7 protein-coding genes are annotated in these 24,093 nt (G+C 33.9%); all 7 read left to right on the top strand.

Translation table 11 applies throughout. The annotated features are described in order from the left end of the window. Positions 1-10: 10 nt before the first annotated feature. The 7 genes from IGI50_RS11670 to IGI50_RS11640 all read left to right on the top strand — a co-directional run bounded on the left by IGI50_RS11670 (position 11) and on the right by IGI50_RS11640 (position 24,091). Entirely contained in the window at positions 11-1,450 is a 1,440-nt protein-coding gene (locus tag IGI50_RS11670; RefSeq protein ID WP_010745711.1) for a TrkH family potassium uptake protein, read from the top strand. A gap of 383 nt (positions 1,451-1,833) precedes the next feature. Further along, positions 1,834-4,608, top strand: a complete 2,775-nt coding sequence (locus IGI50_RS11665; protein WP_438777029.1) for a sigma-54-dependent transcriptional regulator — start codon at positions 1,834-1,836, stop codon at positions 4,606-4,608. Positions 4,609-4,809: 201 nt separating this feature from the next. Next, on the top strand, positions 4,810-5,310 hold the full coding sequence (locus tag IGI50_RS11660; protein ID WP_438777028.1) for a PTS system mannose/fructose/N-acetylgalactosamine-transporter subunit IIB: 501 nt from the start codon (positions 4,810-4,812) through the stop codon (positions 5,308-5,310). Positions 5,311-5,384: 74 nt separating this feature from the next. Next, positions 5,385-6,353 (top strand): mannose/fructose/sorbose PTS transporter subunit IIA, encoded by a 969-nt coding sequence (locus tag IGI50_RS11655; protein WP_438777027.1) that lies wholly within the window; start codon positions 5,385-5,387, stop codon positions 6,351-6,353. A gap of 42 nt (positions 6,354-6,395) precedes the next feature. Beyond that, positions 6,396-7,202, top strand: a complete 807-nt coding sequence (locus IGI50_RS11650) for a PTS mannose/fructose/sorbose transporter subunit IIC (RefSeq protein ID WP_438777026.1) — start codon at positions 6,396-6,398, stop codon at positions 7,200-7,202. Positions 7,203-7,221: 19 nt separating this feature from the next. Continuing rightward, the gene (locus IGI50_RS11645) at positions 7,222-8,133 is read left to right on the top strand and encodes a PTS system mannose/fructose/sorbose family transporter subunit IID (protein WP_438777025.1); all 912 of its coding nucleotides are present in this window, start codon (positions 7,222-7,224) and stop codon (positions 8,131-8,133) included. 64 nt (positions 8,134-8,197) lie between these two features. Then, positions 8,198-24,091 (top strand): amino acid adenylation domain-containing protein, encoded by a 15,894-nt coding sequence (locus IGI50_RS11640; protein ID WP_438777024.1) that lies wholly within the window; start codon positions 8,198-8,200, stop codon positions 24,089-24,091. Positions 24,092-24,093 lie beyond the last annotated feature (2 nt).

Here is a 24,093-nt window from a genome sequence, read left to right as displayed (position 1 = left end):
GGAGAAAACGATGAATAAAAAAATGATTCTTTTTACAATTGGTAAATTACTTCAGGTGGAAGGAATTCTTCTTCTGTTACCAGTACTTGTCTCATTGATCTATCAAGACAAAGCCACGCTTTCCTATCTTAGTGTCTCTGTTTTCGTTCTTTTAATCGGTACGTTATTAAGTCGCAAAAAGCCTAAGCATCGCAACATCTATGCGAAGGATGGCTTTTTCATTGTAGGGATCAGCTGGGTGATTCTTTCTTTTTTTGGTTCGCTACCTTTTCTGTTAACAGGAGAAATCCCCTCGTTTACCGATGCATTTTTTGAAACTGTCTCAGGGTTTACAACCACGGGTTCTTCTATTCTGTCCTCGTTAGACGGGTTGAGTCGAGCCAGTTTGTTTTGGCGAAGCTTTACCCACTGGATCGGGGGAATGGGGATTCTCGTTTTTACTGTGGCTTTTATTCCGATCGCTTCAGGGAGAACGATGCATATACTAAAAGCGGAAATGCCTGGACCGGTAGTTGGTAAATTAGTATCAAAGGTTCATGTCACGGCGCGAATTCTGTATGTTATTTACGCGGTACTGACGCTTGTTCAGGTGATCTTGTTGCTCCTTGGTGGAATGCCGCTATTTGATAGTCTCTTAAATGCGTTTGCTACGGCTGGGACCGGTGGCTTCTCGATGGATGATGCTGGGATTGCTTTGTATAGCAGTCCTTATATCGAGGGAGTTATTACGGTCTTTATGATCCTATTTGGGATCAATTTCAATTTGATTTATTTCTTTTTGATTGGAAAAATTGCACCGGTATTGAAGAGTGAAGAATTACGTGGGTATTTGGCTATTATCGCAGGATCGACACTTTTGATCACGATAAATATTGCCTCACAATATCCTTCGATGCTATCGGCGTTTCGATACGCAGTGTTTCAGGTCGCTTCAATTATTACGACTACGGGCTTTACCACGACAAATTATGATATGTGGCCAATGTTTTCTCAGATCATTTTGCTATTGCTGATGTTCATTGGTGCCTGTGCCGGATCAACCGGTGGCGGGATAAAGGTTTCGCGGATCCAAATTCTTGTTAAGAATGCGTTGCAGGAACTTAAAAAGATTATCCATTCAAGAAGTGTCGTAACCTTGGAATATGGCGGTGAAGCAATCGCGCCTAAAACGATCGGGAATATCCATGCCTACTTGGTACTGTATCTACTAGTTTTTGTCGCGTCGTTCTTACTTCTTTCGCTGGAAAATATGGATTTTCAAACAACTTTTTCTGCAGTGGCGACTTGTATAAACAATGTGGGGCCTGGGTTTAAAGCGATTGGTCCGACTGGAAATTTTGGTTTCCTATCGGATTTGTCAAAATGGACCTTGTCATTTGCTATGCTGGCAGGTAGATTAGAGATTTTTCCGATTTTACTTTTGTTTTCGAAATCGTTTTGGAAAAGTTAACAGTAAAAAAATATGTAAAGTCTTGTCTCTATGTGAGATGAGGCTTTTTTTAATAGGAATAATGGAAAAAATTGTCGGAGGATAAAAAATACAGTTTTTTGGCGAATTGGTGTTATGCTCATGTTTCTTTTTCCATCTGGAAAAAAATAAAAGAAATTCCTTTATATAATAGAAGAAAAATTTTTCCAGTAAGGTCAGGATAGAAAGAAATCCTAAGAAATTATAAAAATCATTAAGAAAAGCTAGCCTAAAACCGGAGAAATTCCCAAAAACTTTCATTTTTAAAAAATATAGTGTATTATTTTACAGCGAAATGTTTGACATTTTAAGAAAAACTATAGATGATTGATTATAGGGAATACACTAATAAAGTAGGTGACTATATGGAACGACGAATTGACCGCATTTATCGCTTTGTTTCAGAAAATGCAAATGTAACGACGAAGGATGTTGCAGATTCATTGGATATTCAACGAACAAATGCCAGTAAGGATTTGAATCTTCTTGTGAAGGAAGGCCAATTAAGTAAAAGTGAAGGAAGGCCCGTCCGCTATTTTGTTTCGACCCAATCAATGGAAACGTCGTTTGACACCGAAGCGCCTAAAGTAAAAAATACTGTGGTAGAACCACCGGAAAAAAAGATTTTGAATCAGAATAAGGGAAATGTATTCACTCAGATCATTGGTTCAACGGGAAGTATGCGCAATGCCGTTGAGCAGGCCAAAGCTGCGATCTTATACCCACCTCGCGGATTGAACTGTTTAATTACCGGCCCAACTGGCTCTGGTAAGACGTTTTTCGCTCACGCGATGTTTCAATTTGCGCAAACTGAAGGTGTGGTTGAAGAGGATCGCGAACTTATTGTGTTTAACTGTGCGGACTATGCCAATAACCCGGAATTATTAATGAGTCATCTGTTTGGTTATGAAAAAGGAGCCTTTACTGGTGCGGATACTGAAAAAGAAGGATTGATCCAGCAGGCTGATGGCGGAATGCTGTTTTTAGATGAAATTCACCGCTTGCCACCGGAAGGGCAAGAAATGATCTTCTATTTTATGGATCATGGAACCTACAGCCGTTTAGGTGAGACTGGAAAAAATCGTTTTGCCAATGTCCGGATCGTGGGTGCAACTACGGAAGATCCCCATTCAGCTTTATTAGATACATTTGTGCGCCGAATCCCGATCAATATTCAAATGCCGGCCTTTAGCAGTCGTCCTGCTGCGGAGCAATTGGATTTGGTCCGAGTAATGGTGGCAATGGAAGCCAATCGGATCCAACGAAAAATCACTTTAACCGAAGATGTTGTTAAAGCTTTACTTGGAAGCGTTTCTTATGGGAACGTCGGACAATTGAAATCTAACGTGCAGCTGATCTGTGCTCGTGGTTTTATGAATCACATGATGCAAGAAGAGATTCACATCACGCTGAATGATCTGACCGAAGGAATAAAAGCTGGGTTAGTTCAGCTTTCCGCGGATCGAATGAAGACGACAGATGTATCGCCTTATCTTGAACCAGAGATGATAGTCACTCCGAATGAGATTGATGAATTGATCAAAACCGATACCTACGAACTACCTTATAATTTATACGATATTATTGGGGATAAAGCCGCATTACTAAAGACAGAGGGGCTAGATCAGGAAACCATCAATCATTTTATTTCAACCGACATTAATGTTCATTTGAAATCATTTTATAAAGATCATGGCTTTACCTTTGATACAGAAACTCGTTTAACCGAATTTGTCGATAAGCATGTTATAGATGTAAGTAATAAAATCGCGGTTCTAGTAAGCGAACGCCTAGAAACGCATTTTCAACAAAACTTTATCTATGCGATGAGTCTCCACATTTCTTCTTTCTTGAAAAAAATTCATGTAGGAGAAACTCGGGAGACCAACGCTAACATACGGGAAATGGCGAAGGACTATCCAACAGAATTTGCTGTCGCTCAAGAGATTCGTCAATTGGTCGAACAAGAATTTCAAGTAGTCATTCCAGGCAGTGAAGACTATTATTTAACAGTGCTACTGGTTTCCTTAAGGGAAGATCAGTCCGCTGGTAAAATCGGTGTAGTCGTAGCTGCTCATGGAAATAGTACGGCGACTTCTATGGCTCAAGTTGTTCGTGAGCTATTAGATGTCTCCAACATTATCTCTGTGGACATGCCATTGGATATGCATCCGCGAGTTGCCTATGAGAAAATGCGGGAAGCAGTTACGCAGATTGATGAAGGCAGTGGTGTATTGATCATGGTTGACATGGGCTCTCTTGCTACTTTTAATGAAGAAATTCGAAAAGATACAGGAATTGAAGTATGTACCTTAGATATGGTGACGACGCCGTTATTAATTGAAGCTGCACGGAAATCCAGTGTATTAGGTTCAGGAGTAGATGAATTGTATGAGTCACTACAAGGATTCCGCGGGTATGGACACGTTACACAGGAAAAAGAGGAAGCACATGAGAAACAAGCGATCTTAGCTATTTGTGCTTCTGGAGAGGGAACGGCTCAACGACTAAAAGAAATCATCGAACGTCCCTTGAAGCAACGCAACTTAAAACACATTGAAGTGCTAACCTTGTCCGTAGCAGATATTAAATCGAAGGTCCCAGCATTCAAGGAAAAGTTCAAAATTTTAGCAACGACGGGAATTATGGACCCTAAAGTTGGAGCACCGTATATTCCAATGGAAAAATTCATCAATCAAAAGGCGGATCAAATTCTTGATGAGTTGTTACTAGAGAATGATTTGTCAGAACAGGAAGAAGTCATTTTAGATGAAACCAAAGCAAGAGAATTGTGTACCAAATTTATGGAAGAAAGCTACACGTTTATCAATCCTTATAAATTGATTGACCCATTGTGGCGATTAGCCCAAACAGTCATTGATAGTAGCGGAGATTCATCGGATTACGCATTAATGGTCAACTTTGTGATGCATATGGCGGGAACAATCGAACGAGGAATCTTGCAGCAGCCGTTGAAAGTAGATGACGAGTCTAAGCGAATGTATCAAAATGTAACGGATAACGTAGTGATGAATCGCGGGTTAAATGAATTGGAGAGTCAACTCCGTATTACAATCCCGACTTCTGAACGCTATTATATTTATCAATTGCTTAAGAACAATGAAGAAATTAGAGTATAAATAATACACAAAAAGGGATACAGTATACTGTATCCCTTTTTGTGTATCGTTATAAAAAGCGATAACTAAAGAATTTCTTGCTAGTGTATTTTGGCACGGTACTTGCTTTATTATAAGTGAGTGCCTGTGTGTTAGTGTACTCAAGAAAATGTAGCACAAGTCTTTTAGCATCTGAGCCTTGTAGTAGCAGGAGGTGGTGGGATGGTAATGGATATTCGACTCACTCGTATCGATGATCGTTTGATTCACGGTCAGGTAGCGACAGTTTGGTCTAAAGCGACAGGGATCGAACGCATCTTAGTAGTTAGCGATGAAGTTGCGAACGATGAGTTGCGTAAGTTCCTCCTGAAGCAAGCCGCACCGCCGGGAATCAAGTCCAATGTCGTCACAAAAAGGAAACTGATTGAAGTGTATCAAGATCAATTGTTTGATGGAATGAAAATCATGCTATTGTTTGCTTCCCCGCAAGATGTGGTAGAGGTCGTTGAGGCAGGTGTTGATTTGAAAACGGTCAATATTGGTGGTATGCGATTTTGCGAAGGCAAAAAAATGATCACGAATTTTATTTCTATGAATGATGACGATGTTCAAAGTTTTGTGAAGTTGGCAAACGCCGGAGTGGAATTAGAAATCCGACAAGTACCGACAGACCGAAAAACGGATCTGATGCAATTGGTCAAAAAAGAAAAGATGCTGCAGTAAATTAATTTTGGTTACAGGTTTTTAGAACTTATTTATATTTTTGAGCTGTAACAATACTAATAGGAGGTATGAAGATGGTAGGAATTATCATTGCCAGTCATGGTGAATTCGCTAATGGTATCTTGCAATCCGGAGGAATGATCTTTGGAGAACAAGAGAATGTCAAAGCTGTAACTTTGATGCCAAGCGAAGGACCTGATGATGTTAAGGCAAAAATGGAAGAAGCAATCGCCTCTTTCGAAAACCAAGACGAAGTATTGTTCTTAGTCGATCTTTGGGGTGGAACTCCTTTCAACCAAGCGAATAGTTTGTTTGAAGAACACAAAGACAAGTGGGCAATCGTTGCTGGTATGAACTTACCAATGTTGATTGAAGCATATGCTTCTCGTTTCTCGATGGAAACTGCACATGAAATTGCTGCACACATTTTAGGTACGGCTAAAGAAGGAGTTAGAGTTCGTCCTGAAGAACTTGAACCTGCAGAAGCAGCTCCTGCTGCAGCGGCAACACAAGCATCTAATGCTGGAGCACCAGGTAAATTCTCATATGTATTAGCTCGTATCGATTCTCGATTGTTACATGGACAAGTAGCTACTGCTTGGACAAAGACAACTGGACCAACTCGTATTATTGTTGTTTCTGATGATGTTGCAAAAGACGATCTACGTAAGAAATTGATCCAACAAGCTGCTCCTCCAGGTGTTAAAGCACACGTGGTTCCAGTGAATAAAATGATTGAACTTGCAAAAGATGACAAACATTTTGGTGGACAAAAAGCATTACTTCTTTTTGAAAACCCACAAGATGCACTAAGAGCAGTTGAGGGTGGCGTTGATTTGAAAGAAATCAATGTGGGGTCAATGGCTCATTCACCTGGTAAAGTACAACCAAATAAAGTGTTAGCATTTAGTCAAGATGACATTGATACATTCAATAAACTAAAAGCTAAAGGTATTACGTTTGATGTACGTAAAGTGCCAAATGATTCAAAAGGCAACATGGATGAAATCCTTAAGAAAGCTCAAGACGAGCTTAATAAGTAAGAATAGTCCAAATTATCAGAAGAAAACGGAGGATTAATAATCATGGAATTAAATATTGTTCAAATGATTTTAGTCGTTATCGTAGCATTCTTAGCTGGTATGGAAGGTATCTTGGATGAATTCCATTTCCATCAACCAGTTATTGCATGTACGTTAATCGGCTTGGTAACAGGTAACTTAGTACCATGCGTAATCTTGGGTGGTACATTACAAATGATCGCATTAGGTTGGGCAAATATCGGTGCAGCTGTAGCGCCGGATGCTGCATTGGCATCTATCGCATCTGCAATTATTTTAGTATTAGGTGGACAAGGTCGCGCTGGAGTTTCTTCAGCTATCGCAATCGCTGTTCCTCTAGCTGTAGCTGGTTTACTATTAACAATCATTTGTCGTACTATCGCGACTGCATTTGTACATTTAATGGATGCTGCTGCAAAAGATGGAAACATTCGTATGGTTGAATTATGGCACATTATTGCAATTGCTATGCAAGGTGTTCGTATTGCCATTCCTGCTGCGTTGATCTTAGCTGTTGGTGAAGGTCCTGTACGTGGATTGCTTGAATCTATGCCTGCATGGTTAACAGACGGCTTAGCAATCGGTGGTGGTATGGTTGTTGCCGTTGGTTATGCAATGGTTATCAACATGATGGCTACTCGTGAAGTATGGCCATTCTTTGCAATTGGTTTTGTACTAGCAACAATTTCTGAAATCACTCTTATCGGTCTTGGTGCTATCGGTGTAGCTCTTGCTTTAATTTACTTGGCTCTTTCTAAACAAGGCGGTTCAGGTAACGGAGGCAATTCAAATACTGGTGACCCATTAGGCGATATCATCGATAACTACTAAGAAGGAGGAGAACACGAAAATGGCAGAACAAGTTAAATTAACAAAAAAAGATCGTATTTCTGTTTGGTTGCGTTCAACCTTCATTCAAGGTTCTTGGAACTATGAACGTATGCAAAATGGTGGTTGGGCATTCTCAATGATCCCAGCGATCAAAAGATTATATAAAACAAAAGAAGATCGTGCCGCTGCTTTAACGCGTCACTTAGAATTCTTCAACACTCACCCATATGTTGCTTCACCAATCATCGGGGTAACCTTAGCGCTTGAAGAAGAACGTGCAAATGGAGCGCCAGTTGATGATGTAACGATTCAAGGGGTTAAAGTTGGTATGATGGGACCTTTGGCAGGTATCGGGGATCCAGTGTTCTGGTTCACTGTTAAACCTATCTTAGGTGCGTTAGCCGCTTCTCTAGCAATCAGCGGAAACATTCTTGGACCAATCATTTACTTTGTTGGTTGGAATATTATCCGTATGGCATTCATGTGGTATACTCAGGAATTTGGTTACAAAGCTGGTTCTCGTATCACTGATGACTTATCTGGTGGCCTTTTACAAGATATTACAAAAGGTGCATCCATTCTAGGGATGTTCATTCTAGGTTCCTTAGTTAATAGATGGGTATCCATCAGCTGGGCGCCGGTCGTATCTACTGTAAAATTAGATAAAGGTGCCTACATTGAATGGGATAAATTACCTGCTGGTGCTCAAGGTATCAAAGAAGCCTTAACACAACAGGCAAATGGACTTTCGTTGGATAGTTCAAAAGTAACTACTTTGCAAGATAACTTGAATTCATTGATTCCAGGACTTTCTGGCTTATTGTTAACATTATTATGTATGTGGTTGCTTAAGAAAAAAGTTTCTCCAATCGTTGTCATCCTTGGTCTATTCGTGGTAGGTATTGTCTTCCACTTAGTAGGCTTGATGTAAATCATATTTATGAATCTGGGCTATTTGTAGTCCAGATTCTTTTTTTTGAAAAGGAGAGTATTTAATGATTAAGAATATAGTTAGTGCTTTTGAAGCTCAAGTTAATAGAAGTCCAAAAAAAATTGCAATTAAGTTTAGAAATAGACTATTAAGTTATGAAGAATTAAACATGAAAGCCAATACCTTGGCTAACTATTTAATCAAAGAAAAAGGAATAGGAAAAGGTGATATAGTTCCATTATTACTAGATAGAGATGAAAATATTATCGTTGCAATGCTAGCAGTACTAAAAACTGGGGCAGCTTATACGGCATTATCAAAACAGTATCCTCAATCTAGAATTAACTTCGTAATAGAACAAACAAATGCAAAACTGGTTATTGATGATATATTAATGAGTCAAAAGTTTAAACAATATAAATTTAATCTAAATAACTTTATATCTTCAAAAGATAAAGCATATATTGTTTACACTTCTGGAACAACAGGGAATCCCAAAGGTGTGATACATACTCATGAGAGCGTATTTAATCATATTGAAGCATACTCGGATTTCTTATCTCTTAATAAATGTTCTGATTTGAATATGCTTTTTTTAGTTAACTATGTCTTTTCTGTAGCCACTACACAAATTTATACGGCGCTTTTTCATGGACACATGTTAGCGATTTCTGAACTTGATTGTTTAGAGGATATTGAAAGCTTTACAAAATATATATCTGAAAATAAAATCAACTATTTTCAATCTACACCCTCTTTAGCGGATAGTTTAGATTTTTCAAAACTTGACGATTTACGTCTTGTTGCAGTTGCGGGAGAAAAAATTCCTTTAAGTTTAATTGAAAGCGCAGTCAAAAATGGAGTGAAACTTGTCAATGTCTATGGACAATCAGAATTTCATTCGACAACAGCAAAAATAATCCATTCCATTGAGGATATAAATAATATCGGTGAAACATTAGAAAATATGCATGCTTATATACTTGATGAGGATCTTCACCAAGTAAATATTGGTGAAATTGGAGAAATTTGTGTTGCAGGTAATCAACTATCAGAAGGATATTTAAATTTACTTGAAGAAACCAAAAGAAATTTTATTGAGAATCCATTTGGAGAAGGTAGATTGTGTAAAACTGGTGATCTAGTTAAAAAACTTCCTAATAATGAATATGAGTTTGTTGGACGTAATGATTTTCAATTAAATATTAATGGAATTAGAACAGAACCAGCGGAAATTGAAGCGCAAATTAATAGTGTGCCTGGAGTAAAAAATTCCGTGGTTATCGGCCATAAAGATCAGTTTATTGTTGCTTATTATGTATGCGAAACCGATCTGGACGTAGATTTAATTAAAATGACTGTGGATAAGAGCTTGGCGGAATACATGCGTCCACATATTTATAAACGTCTAGATAAATTGCCTTTAAATGATAATGGTAAACTTGATAGAAAGAAATTACCTCAAATCGATATAACCAGAAAAGAATTAATTGCACCAAAAAATAAAACTGAAAAATTGTTAATTAAATTGATTGAAAAAGTATTGGATGTTTCCTCTGTTAGCATTTTGGAAAACTTTTTTGAGCTAGGAGGAACATCATTACAAGCAATTAAATTATCTAATTTAGTGATGAAAAAAACTAATAAAAGACTTGCTATAAAAGATATCTTAAAAGCAAAATCCATTCAAGAATTGGCAAGTACTCTTAATGCTCAAAATATGAACAAAGAGGAAAATTTTACGAAACTATCTCGCCGTTCGGTGTGTGAGATGAGTCCTGCACAAAAAAGAATGTTTGTTATTTATGAGTTAGATAAGCATAGCACAGATTATAACGAACAAACCGTTCTTGATTTTTCTGAAAGAGTTGATGCAGATTTACTACATGATTGCATTAAACAATTGGTAAGTAATCACGAATCATTACGTACAAAATTTTATAATAAGCAAGGAAAATATGTTCAAGAAATCCTTAGTGATGGAATAGTAGATTTCAAAATAATATCGGAATCGCGTGATCTTTTATCCTTAATTGAACCTTTTGATTTAGAAAAAGGTTGTACAATGCATGTTCGTTTAGTTCACGAAGAGAATAATGATGTACTATTTATTGATAAACATCATATTATTACAGATGGAACGAGCGAAGAAATTTTTTATAGAGAATTAGGACAACTATATAGCGGAAAGATATTGGAAGTCAATAAGTATCAATATAAAGACTATAGTAATTGGATTAATCAATTAGATTTACATGAAGAAAAAAAGTGGTGGTCTGATTATTTAAAGGATTATCACAGATTAGAAATAGTAACTGATTTCAAATATAAAAAGAATATACTTGCTAAAGGTAAAACCAAAAAAATAATTTTTGACAATGACTTATTAACTGAAATTAGACAATATTCCAAGGATAATAAAGTAAGTGATTATGCTTTTATGTTTTCTTCTATCAGTATTTTATTATCTAAAATGTACAATTCAAAAGATTTCATAGTCGGGACAGTTTCAAACGGTAGGGTTCATGAAAAAACAGAGAATATGCTAGGCATGTTTGTAAACACTATACCTATCAGAATAAATATAGATAATCATCAGAGTACAAAACAATTTTTGAACACGATGAATGAAAATATAATGTCTGTTCTTGTGAATCAAAATTATCAATTTGAAAATATTGTTAAAGATTTGAATGCTACAAATGATGGAATGAATCCCTTTTTTGATTGTATGTTTGTTTATCAAGATACTAGATTCAAAGATTATTTTGCTGGAAAAGCCAAAAGAAACTCACACAAAACAACTGCTCCAAAATTTAAACTAACTTTTGAAATTGAGGATTCTGGGAGTTCAATGGAACTATTTGTAAACTACAATGAATCTTTATTTAAAGACAGGACAATTGACAGATTATGTAGAAATTTACTAGTAATAATGGAAAGTTTTATCAAAAGTCCTCAAGAAATGCTATCAAAATTAGCTGTTTTATCTGATAAGGATAAGGAAGAGATTTTAAAATTTGAAAATACTCAAAAGCATGTGAATGTTATCGATTTGATCCAAAAGGAGGTTGATAAGCATCCTAAAGATATAGCTTTAAAATTTGATAATCTTACACTTACCTATTCGGAGTTAGATGACGAAGTTAATAAACTGGCGAATCACTTAATCAAAAAATATGGGATACAAAGTGAAGATAAAATCCCATTAATTCTAAGTAGAACTGAAAAAATGATTATTGCAATTTTAGCTGTTTTAAAAACAGGGGCAGCGTATGTTCCAATAAGTTTCAAATACCCTAATGAGCGAATTGAATATATTTTAAGTAGCTGTAATTCAAAACTAGTTATTGATGATCAATTTATGAGAGAAAAAATTCCTAATGATACTAGTCGTCCCAATGTTTTAATAGATGAAAATAGTTTAGCCTATATTATTTTTACATCTGGTACTACAGGAAATCCTAAAGGTGTAATGGTTGAACATAAGAATCTAAGTAACTTTGTAAACGAAATAAAAAAAATGCCTAATTCGGGTATGGAACCAGGAAATGTGAATGGAGCTTTCTTCGAATATGTTTTTGATGCATCAATTCATGACCTAATTCGACCATTTACTATGGGCGAAAGTGTAGTTATGTTAGATACATCGTTAATCTATGAGGTAGATAAGCTTATAGAGATATTAAAGCGATATAAAGTTAATTCTATTGGGATGACACCATCTTTGGCAGGAAAAATTGATCTTAGCGTCGTTCCCACAATGAAGTATATTCATTGTGGTGGTGAAGCAATCACTCAAGAAGTAATTGAGAAATATAAAAATACAAATATTCAAATTAATAACTGTTATGGACCAACAGAAACTACCATTTTAAGTTTTGTTAATAATGATGTGAGTGATTCTACAATTGGAATCCCAATTGGTGGGGTTTATCCATTGGTGCTGGATGATGATAGACAGATTCTTCCAATAGGAGCGGTAGGAAATTTATTTATCGGGGGGAATCAGGTAACACGTGGATATATAAATCAATTAGAGGAAACAAAAAAACGATATATTGCTAATCCTTTTGGAGAAGGAATAATTTACGATACCGGTGATTTAGTGCGTCGATTAGAAGATGGTTCTTATGAATATTTTGGAAGAAAGGATCAACAAGTTAAAGTTCGTGGATTCAGAATTGAATTATCAGAAGTGGAAAAAAGGTTACTAGAAATAGATGAGATTGATCGAGTAGCCATAACCATAGATCGAGAGAACTTAATTGCCTACTTTACGTCAGAAGAAGATATAGCTACACAAGAAATTATTCAGTATTTAGGAAGGTATCTTCCAGAATATATGATTCCAATTGCATATATGCGCATTGAAGACATTCCATTAACTATAAATGGTAAAACGGATATACGAAAATTACCTAAAATGAGTTATGAGGAAGAATACGTCTCGCCGAAAACAGAACGTGAAAATGAAATAACTAAATCGGTATGCAAAGTTTTGGGCTTATCTAAAATCTCTATTGACGCAGATTTTTTCCGTATTGGAGGTAATTCAATTGCGGCAATTGAATTATCCAGTCTAATAAACGTTCAAGTAAAGGATATCTTCGAGCAAAAAACTATAAGAAAGCTCGCAAAGGTACACAGTAAACAACTTGAAGCTAGAAAACAATTATTTGATGAAGAGACTGATCAAGTACTATCATATGCTCAAGAAAGACTCTTCTATATTGATCAACTGGAAGACGGATCCCAAGCTTACAATATTCCTATTGTGGTCACATTAGCTCCCAATGTAGATATAGAAAAGTTAGAGTGGTCGATAAGGAAGGTCATAAATCGTCACGAAATTTTAAGGACTATAATTAGTAATGACCATCAGAAAGTGTTAGATGTTGATATTGAAATTACACATAATCAGATCGAAAATTCTAAATACTTTGCTTATCGATTTGATATATCAAAAGAAATCCCTATAAAGATAAATATATATTTAAATGAACTATCAATAAATGTTCATCATATAGCATTTGATGGATGGTCTACAAATATATTTTTGAACGAAGTTACTGCCTATTATTATGAACAAGAGTTACCTGAACTAGAGATACAATATAAAGATTATGCAAGATGGCAAAGAACATTTCAAAACGAAGATTATTTAAAAGAACAGAAGAGCTACTGGGTTGATAAGTTATCTGGATACGAAGCTCTAGACTTTCCAACAGATTATAGTAGACCAACAGAATTTGATTATAAAGGACAAGAATTAGTATATAAATTGCGATCAGGATTAATGAGCGAATTGGAGGATCTTGCTAAAAATTATAAGACTAGTTTGTTCACTGTCACATTAACTGCATTCATGATTTTACTTTCAACTTATAGTAATCAGAAAGATATTGTTCTAGGAACACCAATTGCCAATAGACATATAAAAGGAACGAAAGATTTAATTGGTTTTTTTGTAAACACGTTGGTACTGAGAAGTGAAATTAATCCTGATATGTCTATAGGAAAGTTAATTCGACAAAATACTAAACAAATTACAGAAGCTCAGGAATTTCAAGATATTCCCTTTGAAAGTATAGTACAAGCACTTGAAATAGAGTCTGACTTATCAAGAAATCCAATTTTCCAAATTATGTTTGGATTTCAAGATAATGTTGATTTAATAGATTCTAGGAACTTATACCAATCAGTTAATGATAATTTAAGTCTGGGGAGTACTAAGTTTGATCTTTCAGTAATGCACAGAAAAGATCAAATTGAATTTACCTATGCAACTAGTCTATTTAAAAAAGAAACAATTAATGGGATCGCTAAAACCTATGAAACCATTTTGAATCAAATGGTTGCTAAATCGGATGAATCAATTTCTGATTTAGTATTTGAAATAGATACTATACGTGAAACAAAGAAAAATTATCCAAATGATACGGTTCATCAGCTATTTGAAAAAGTGGCTGCTAGTCACCCTGACAATTTAGCAATCGTCTACAATAATAAAAGAATAACTTATGATCAATTGAATAAGGAATCTAATAAATTCGCGCATACATTATTAGACACTCAATCAATTTCCCATGAAACAAGAATTCCGATTCTTATGGAGAGATCTGAGAAATATGTAATTGCTATTTTGGGAATATTAAAAGCCGGTGCTTGTTATGTACCCCTTAGTACTGAATATCCTCAATCACGGATTGATTATATTTTAGATAAGATAAAAGCGCCGTTTATTATTGATGAAGATTTTTTAGTTAGTTCTGAAGATACAGGTAATCCTGAAATAGAAACCAATAACTCAAACTTAGCTTATATTATTTTCACTTCCGGAACCACTGGTCTACCTAAAGGGGTTATGGTTGAACATAAGGGTGTAGTAAATACAATTTATAACCAAATTGAACTATACAATATCAATAGTAAGACTACTGCTGTTCACTTTGCTGATTTTGTGTTCGATGCTTCTGTATTTGAATTGTTTTACACTCTTCTAGTGGGAGCTACAACGTATCTTCTTAACCAAGATACCCGGAAAGACTTTCAATTATTAAAAAAAGTGATAGGTAGAAATAATATAGATATGGCTACATTACCTCCGTCAATATTAAACTCGGAGGATGTACTGCCACTAAAAACACTTATTGTAGCTGGAGAAACCACACCTAAGGAAATATTTGAAGCTTATCGTATGAATGGCACAACGATAATTAATGCATATGGGCCAACTGAAGTAACTGTTTGTGCGACTGTAAAGTTTTATAAAAAAGAAATGGATCCACGAAATATTGGAACGGCTTTGTCAAATGTACTGACATTTGTCTTAGATTCTCATTTAAGAGAACTACCTAATAATGCTATTGGAGAACTTTACATTGGTGGTGCTGGACTGGCAAGAGGCTACATTGGAGATACCGAGAAAACCAAGAATTCATTTTTAGATCATCCTGAATTTGGAAGGATTTATAAGACTGGAGACATTGTAAAGAGGGTCGATTCTGGGGACTTATTGTATATTGGACGAAATGATTCTCAAGTTAAAGTCCGAGGATTTAGAATTGAATTAGGTGAGATTGAAGCGCGCATGCTTGAGCAAAAATCTATTAAGCAGTGTGTAGCAATAGTTAACAATAATAATATCATCGCATATTATACTGGGGAATTAAATGAAGCTTTGGACGAAATTTTGCCATCCTATATGATTCCTAATCAATATGTCAAATTGTCTGAAATTCCAACAACAATTAATGGAAAAATTGATATCCAGAAATTACCTAAACCTAAACTTAAAGAAAGAGAGTTTATTGTTCCTCATACTAGAAGAGAAGTAGAGATCGCAGAAGTATTTTGTGAACTTTTGAAGCTAGAAAAAGTTTCTATAACTGATGATTTTTACAAATTGGGTGGTAATTCTATTCTTGCCATAAAACTGTCTAATAAAATTGATCTTCAAGTAAAACAAATTCTTCAGGCAAGAAATATTAAAAATATGGCTAATTTAGAAAAGAGAACACCACAACTTGTAAGTAATATAATTGATGGAGAGAGTTATGAGTTATCATATGCGCAAGAAAGAATTTGGTTTATTGATCAATTTGAAAATAATTTAAAGGCATATAATATTCCATTAATTCTTGATTTATCATCAGAAATTTCTTTGGAAAAAATAGAAGTCGCAATCAAAGAAATTGTAAATAGACATGAAATTCTTCGTACTCTAATTATTGACGGAGCTCAAGTTATTCAATCATATGGAGTTGAAGTGACCCGGGAAGCCATAGATGCAAAAGATTTTGTAGAGAAATCTTTTGATTTATCTAAAGAACTACCAATAAGAGTTAATATCTATAATCATCAGCTCATGATTAGTATTCATCATATTGCATTTGATGGTTGGTCCACAGAAATATTGCTGAATGAATTAAATGATCTTTACAAAGGAATTAAACTAAATCCTTTACAAAATCAATATAAGGACTATTCAATTTGGCAAAGAGAGAATTTCAATGATCAAAAGCTTAATATGCAAGAGAGTTATTGGGAGAAAAATCTAAAAGACTATGAGCCGCTTAATCTTCCATCCGATTTAGAAAGACCCAAAGAATTCTCTTATAATGGTAAAGATATTAATGTGGAATTCAAAATGGAGTGGCAAGAAGCACTAAAACAATTAGCCCAAAAATATGAGATAAGTTTGTACACAGTAATGTTAAGTATTTTAGATGTCACATTAGCTCAGTTCAGCTATCAACAAGATATTGTTGTTGGAACACCTTTCGCAAATAGACATACAAAAGGTACAGAAGATTTGATAGGTTTCTTTATCAATACACTTCCAATCAGAACAAAAATAGGAAGCAAATATACATTTAAAGATATTTTTATACAAAATAATAAAACTGTAGTAAATGCTCAAAATAACCAAGACATTCCTTTTGAACAAATTGTGAGAGTATTGGAGGTTCACCAAGACACATCTAGAAACCCAATTTTTCAGGTATTATTTAGTGTTCAAGATTTTGCACCAGATCAATTAGTGAATAACGAAATATTTACTGGATGTAATAAACATTTAGAATTAAATTATGCCAAATATGATTTATCAGTAATTATTGAAAATGGACTCATTAACTTTAATTACTGTACGGATATTTACAATGCTGACACAATCCAGTCGATGATTAACTATTATGTTGAATTAATTAAGCTTGTTATTAAGAATGAGTTTCAGGAAGTAGAAAAAATTCAATTAAACAGTGCTGGACTAATAGGCGATTTAACCGACTATCCAACTAAAACAGTCGTTGATTTATTTGAGGAGCAAGTTGCTAAAACTCCAAATCATATTGCTGTTGAATATCAAAATACAAAATTGACTTATTACGAATTTGATAAGTTGACTAATCAGTTTGGGAACTACTTATTAGCGAATGGTGTAGATTATGGAGATAAGATTCCCATTTTACTAGAACGAAGTGAAAAAATGGCGATTGCAATCTGGGGAATACTAAAAGCGGGATGTTCATATGTACCTATATCTCCAGATTTTCCCGAAGAAAGAAAAAAATACATTATTAATCAGATTGCAAGTCCAATCATTGTCGATCAATCATTTGAAGGATTCTCTAAAGGAAATGAAAATCCTATAAAAAATAAACCCAAATTGAATGATTTGGCATACATCATATTTACGTCTGGAACAACAGGAAATCCAAAAGGAGTTATGATTGAACATTCAGGTTTAATTAATCGTGTTCAATGGATGAATGATTATTATCCAATCGAGGATACTGATAAAATATATCAGAAAACAAACTATGTATTTGATGTATCTGTTTGGGAGCAAGTATGGGCATTATTAGTGGGAGCAAGCATTGTTTTTTCTATGGAAAATGGACACAAGGATCCATTATATTTATCGAAAGAAATTCAGAAAAAACAAATTACTGTAATGCATTTTGTTCCAAGTATGTTGGATGTTTTCCTAGATACTTTAGAATCTTACAGTGATGATGCGTCAAATCAATTAGATGTCACATCGTTGAAATATGTTTTTTGTTCAGGAGAAGCTTTAAATGTTAACAGTGTTAGGCGATTTAACCGACTGCTTCCTAGAACGAAAATTTATAATTTATACGGACCGACTGAAGCAAGCATTGATGTTACTGCATTTGATTGTAATAAGGCAAATTTAGAAAAGGTTTTGATTGGAAATCCGGTCCCAAATACAAATTGTTATGTTTTGAATCATAAGAACCAACTTCTGCCCGAAGGTGCTATTGGGGAACTAGCTTTGGGTGGGATACAATTAGCAAAAGGTTATATTAATCAACCTGACTTAACAAAAGAAAGATTTATAATCCATCCTGAAGTAGGTCGTATTTATAAAACAGGGGATCTTGTTCGTATACTTCACTCGAAGGAAATCGAATACTTAGGGAGAAATGATTTTCAGGTTAAGATTCATGGATTGCGAATTGAACTTTCCGAAATTGAAAAGAGAATATTAGAGATTAAAAATATCCAGCAAGCAGTCGTTTTAAAAATTAAGGATCAATTGGTAGCTTATTATACAGGAACAAAAAAGTTGCCTATTGAAAAATTGAAAATAACTTTAAAAGAAAAACTTCCTGATTATATGGTTCCAGTAAGCTATATATATATAAAAGAATTTCCACTAACTATAAATGGAAAGCTGGATAGAAAAGCATTACCAGGTCCACAGTTAAAAACTGAAGAGTATATTAAACCCGAAAATACGACTGAAAGTTGTGTTCAAGAAATATTTTCAGAATTGTTAGAACGTGATGCAAATGAAATTAGCGTTTTATCTGATTTCTTTAGTATGGGTGGAGACTCTATTAAAGCAATTCAATTGAGTAATCGTATCAAACAAAAACTGGATAAGACAATTTCTATTAAGCAGATATTTGCATCAAAATCAATTAGAGAAATATCTCATGTTATTAATGAAATACAGAATATTGACATTCTCAGTGAACAGGGAATTTTAACTGGCGAAGTGAATATGTTACCAATTCAAAAGTGGTTTTTTGATGAGTACAATTCATCATACTTCAACCAAGCGTTCGCAATAAAACTTCCTCATGATGTAGATATAAATAGATTGAAAATATCTTTGACACAACTAGTTAATTATCATGATGCATTAAGATTAACTTTCAAAAATGGCATTCAAGAGTATGCAGATGCTGTTGACGAAGTTGAATTAAAGTACGTTCAAAATGTAGACGAAATAAATGAATTGCAAAACAGTTTTAAACTAGCAAGAAAATTGTATCGCTTCGCAATTAAAGCAGATGAAAATATATTAATTATGATATTCCATCATTTAGTTATGGACAGTGTCTCATGGCAAATACTTACAAATGATCTAAAGGAATTATATGAAGGTAGAACACTTCCTAATAAGCAGACTAGTTATCGCCAATGGAGTGATATAGTTCATTCACTTGGTAAAAATACTGTATCGAATTTGAATGAAACAAATGTAGCGCAGGAATATAAACTGGGAAATGATTATCAAAAATTTTCTATAAAATTTGATACTGTGCTAACAGCTAAGTTACTTAATAAAGTAAATCAAGTATACAATACAAGCATTAATGATGTTCTTTTAACAGTCTTAGCAAGAACGTTAAAAAGAGTTCACGGTAGTGAACTGACAAGTATCAAATTAGAATCTCATGGTCGTGCTGAAATAAAAAGCAATATCAATACTCAACGAACTGTCGGATGGTTTACAACAATCTATCCACAATTAATATCAACGAACTTATTAGAAACTAAAACATTTAATAGAGAAGTAAATTATGGACTAGAGTATGGGGCAAAAAAAGGAATTCATTCTCAGGAACTACCAAAGGTGATGTTTAATTATCTAGGACAGATTGGTTCAAGTGAAACAAAGGAATGGTCGATTGTTCAAGCTGATTTAGGAAAATCTACTGATGTTTCTTTTAAAGAGGTTTTGAGTATCAACGGAGTGATATTTAATAAAGTTCTAAACATGGAATTTAGTGGTTTTATTGAGAACATTGATCAAATTTCTCAGCAATACAAGAATGAACTTGAGTTACTAGTCACGATGCTTGATAAAACACCTAGAACTTACTTGACAATTGAAGATGTAAACCAGATCATTTCTCAAGATGAACTTAATTCTCTACAAAAAAACGTAGAACTAGAAACGATTTTACCTGCTAATACCTTACAAAAAGGTTTTGTTTATCATAGTTTAAACAATACGACTAATGATGATGCATATATATGTTCATTCATCTTTGAATATGAACATAAAATTAATGTGGAAGCATATAAAAAAGCTTGGATTTTAGCACAAAAAAAATATCCAAGTTTACGCTTATCTTTGAATTCTGATTATGATGAAATTTTGCAGGTGATATTTAAAAAAGGTGTTGTAGATTTTGAATACATTGAGAATAAGTCTGTAACTGAAGTAGCTGAATTTGAAAGGGATATTCCATTTAATTTGTCAGAGGGGAATCTCTTTAGAATTCGTTTAGTCAAAATTAAAGACAATCATTATGCGTGCATATTGACAAATCACCATGCTATTTTGGATGGTTGGTCTAATCCTACACTAATAAATTTTGTTCATGACGCCTATTATTCTCTTATAAAAGATGAACCTTTCACAATAATTGAGGATAAAGCTTACATTAATTCTCAAAGATATTTGGAAGACACCAAAAACCAAAATAATGAATATTGGAACAACACGCTTAAAGAAGTTTCACATCCTGACTTAACTGGATTATTTAAAGAAAAAATGAGAAGTACAAAAATTGAAACTTACGATCGAATTCTTCATCCTGAAGATCAAATTTTCAAATTAACCAGAAAAGAGTTCAGTGATTTAGTCGAATTCTCAAAAAAACAAAGTATAACTGTGAATATAATTATTCAGTATGTATGGCATAAAGTTTTAAGTGTGTATGGAGGAATAAAAGACACAACAGTAGGAGTAGTGAATGCAGGGAGAAACATTCCGATTGACGGCATAGAAGATAGTGTTGGTTTATTTATCAGGACTCTTCCAGTTCAATTCAGACATCAGGGTAAAACGATTATCTCAGAGTTAAAAGATTTACAGAATTTGAATCATGAAAATATCATTCATAATAATGTAAATCTCGCAGAATTACAAAGTAATGGGGATCGCTTATTCGATACGGTATTTATCTTTGAGAATTATCCAATACCTAATTCTGCTTTAAGTCCTAACCGTTTAAAAATTGCTAAATCTGACGGATTAGAGAAATTAGACTACCCTATAACTATTGTAGTGAATGAAATTGCTAATGAACTAAACATACGTATTAAATACGCAGCAGAGCTATTCGATAGTTGTACAATTCATCGCTTATTTGATTTTATGAAGTACTTAATTAAGCAGATAACGCAAAATAAGGAAACATTTAAGTATGTTCAGGCGATTCCAGAATTTGGTCAAGAAAATTATCCCAATCATACGATTGTCGAGCTATTTGAAAAACAAGCTCAATCAATACCAGAAAATATCGCTCTCAAATTTGAAGATATTGAAATTACTTTTGATAAATTGAATAGGGAATCAAATCGGGTAGCGCGTACGTTAGTAGAAAAGTATCATATTAATATAGGAGATAGAATTCCATTACTTTTACGTAAATCTGAAAAAATGATAATCGCGATTTTAGGAGTACTAAAGGCTGGTGGAGTTTATGTACCGATGTCCCCTACTTTTCCTAGTGAGAGAATTTCTTATATTCAAGAGCAAGTAGGAGCTAGCTTGACTATCGATGAAGATTTCATGGATAGTAAGTTTTCAAAAGATGAATCTAACTTAAATTTAGTAATTAACCCAGAGAATTTAGCTTACATTATATTTACATCTGGAACGACGGGACGACCAAAAGGTGTAATGGTAGAACATCGTAATTTCATTTGCTATTTAGGAAATATTCTGGCTGCGATTAAAAAAACTGGTACACATGACATTGAATTTGGTGGAATTGCTGAATATGTCTTTGATATCTTTGGAACTGAAGTGTTCGGCCAACTATTAAGAGGAAAACCGATTAATCTTTTTGTAGGGTCTCCCGAAGAATTCCCTGAATTTATGGAAAAACACAGAATAACTATACTACAATCTACTCCTGGAAAGATAAGTTATCTATTCCAAAACAACGATCGAAGAATTCTAGATACTAACTTGACCACTATTTTAGTCGGTGGAGAAAAAATGAACGATTCATTTGCAAATCGCTTCAGAAATATTAACTTGATTAATATATACGGGCCAACAGAAGGTACTGTATGGACTTCTATGAAAAAAATTGAGAATAATTATTCGAATATTGGACAACCATTTCCAAATTATGCTCACTTTATTTTAGACGATAATATGCGCTTAGTTCCTGATGGGGCGATTGGAGAATTATATGTTGGTGGTCCACAATTATCCAAAGGATACTATGGTCAATCAGAACTAACTGAAAAAAACTTTGTTGATAATCCATATAATTATGCAGGAACTGTTGAATATTCTCGACTTTATAAAACTGGTGATATTGTTAGAAGATTATTGAATAAAGATTTTGAGTTAATAGGTAGAAATGATTTTCAAGTGAAAATTCGTGGTTTTCGTATAGAGTTAGGAGAAATTGAATCGGCAATGCTACGAGTACCTGGGATAAAACAAGTGTTAGCATTAGCTCTAGGGGAGACAGACAATAAATATTTGGGCGTATATTATAAATCAGATGTAGAGATTGAACGTACTGTTATTGAAGCCATAATATCTCAATATTTAACAGATTATATGATGCCTGCTGGGTATCAATATGTTAAGGAGTTTCCATTGACAATTAACGGGAAAATTGATAGAAGGGCGCTTCCTAAGATAACTTACGATAACCGTACTGAATTTGTCAAACCACGGAATATCATTGAAAAAGGTGTTTTGGCAATAGTATGTGAAATATTGGAGTTAAATACGGATTCTACCTCAATATTAGAGAGTTTCTTTAATATAGGTGGAGATTCAATCAAACTTATTAAGCTTATAAGTATTATTGAATCAAACTTCGGATATAGATTGAGTATTAGGCAAATATTTGAGGCTAAAACAATAGAAAAAATTGCTCATTTAATTGAGCTAAATCCTGATATAAAAGCTAATGAGAGCAATAAATTAGTTGTAACTAAACAGGTATTTTTGGAAGAAAAAGATCAAAAACTTTCTTATGCTCAATATATGTATCAACATATAAGAAGTAATTCATATAGTAACATCAAGATCCGTTTCAAAATCAAGAAAAATGTAGAGGAAGAACGTCTTGCAGAAGCTGTAATTGCAGTTGTAAATAGACATGAAATTCTTCGAACAAAGATATTTGAAGGTTTTCAAACGGTTGATAATGAAAAATTGAATGTTACGACAAAAAAGATTGATTCTGAGAACTATTTAAATCATGTGTTTGACTTGAGAAAAGAAATACCTATAAAAGTAAATATTTATGATAATGAATTTACGTGTGTTATTGATCATGTAGCATTTGATGGATGGTCCACTTCATTATTCTTGAAAGAAATTGAAGCACTTTATAATGAAGAGAAGTTACAAGAACTTCCATACCAATATAAGGACTTCTCAAGATGTCAATATGAGTTTTTGAATAGTGATAAGAAGCTTGGACAATTAAACTATTGGAAAAATGAGCTAGTCGACTTTGAAGGTATTCATCTATCACAAGATAATAAGCAAGAAGGAAACACGGATGAAGGTGCTGATATTTACTATCATATTGAGGATGCTAAATATAATAAGCTCAAAAATTTCCTAAAAGAAAACGAATATACAATGCACAATGTGCTCTTAAGCATTTTCTATTTGATGATATCCAAAAAAAGCAACCAAGATCATGTTGCCGTTGTAATTCCAACATTAAATAGAAATATTCCTGGGATCGACAAATTAATTGGCTTGTTTGTTAATCAATTGTTATTGCAAATGAAGATTAGAAGAGATGAAACTTTTAAATCGTTTGTAGATAGATTGAATGAGAAAGTAGTTTCTGCACAAAATAATCAAGATATTCCATTTGAAAAGATGTTGAAAGAAAATAATCTTCAATTAAATGGTAATATTTTATACTTTGGTATTCAGGGATTTAAAGGTGCGGCTTTGAAGCAGTCGAATTTGTTTGAAAGCATCAGCGAAATGAATAAACAGATTCAAAAAGAAGCATTCAGTGATCTAACCTTGTTTGTTTGGGGACAAAATTTGGACTTTAATTATGCCAGAGCTCTATTTAAAGAAGAAGAGGTTAAAGATTTTATTGACACATATTCAGAAATTCTGAATTTAATAATTGAAAAACCAGATATAGAATTAAAGGAAATTTTTGAGGAGGAAATATAATT

Source organism: Enterococcus sp. DIV0170 (genome assembly GCF_051710765.1).
Lineage (GTDB): Bacteria > Bacillota > Bacilli > Lactobacillales > Enterococcaceae > Enterococcus_A > Enterococcus_A raffinosus.
The sequence above is the reverse complement of the archived record's forward strand: the minus strand, read 5'-3'. Positions and strand labels throughout refer to the sequence as shown.

What these genes read in the sequence shown, in the direction of transcription:
- IGI50_RS11670 (WP_010745711.1), top strand. Translation starts at nt 11, where the DNA reads ATGAATAAAAAAATGATTCTTTTTACAATTGGTAAATTACTTCAGGTG.
- IGI50_RS11665 (WP_438777029.1), top strand. Translation starts at nt 1,834, where the DNA reads ATGGAACGACGAATTGACCGCATTTATCGCTTTGTTTCAGAAAATGCA.
- IGI50_RS11660 (WP_438777028.1), top strand. Translation starts at nt 4,810, where the DNA reads ATGGTAATGGATATTCGACTCACTCGTATCGATGATCGTTTGATTCAC.
- IGI50_RS11655 (WP_438777027.1), top strand. Translation starts at nt 5,385, where the DNA reads ATGGTAGGAATTATCATTGCCAGTCATGGTGAATTCGCTAATGGTATC.
- IGI50_RS11650 (WP_438777026.1), top strand. Translation starts at nt 6,396, where the DNA reads ATGGAATTAAATATTGTTCAAATGATTTTAGTCGTTATCGTAGCATTC.
- IGI50_RS11645 (WP_438777025.1), top strand. Translation starts at nt 7,222, where the DNA reads ATGGCAGAACAAGTTAAATTAACAAAAAAAGATCGTATTTCTGTTTGG.
- IGI50_RS11640 (WP_438777024.1), top strand. Translation starts at nt 8,198, where the DNA reads ATGATTAAGAATATAGTTAGTGCTTTTGAAGCTCAAGTTAATAGAAGT.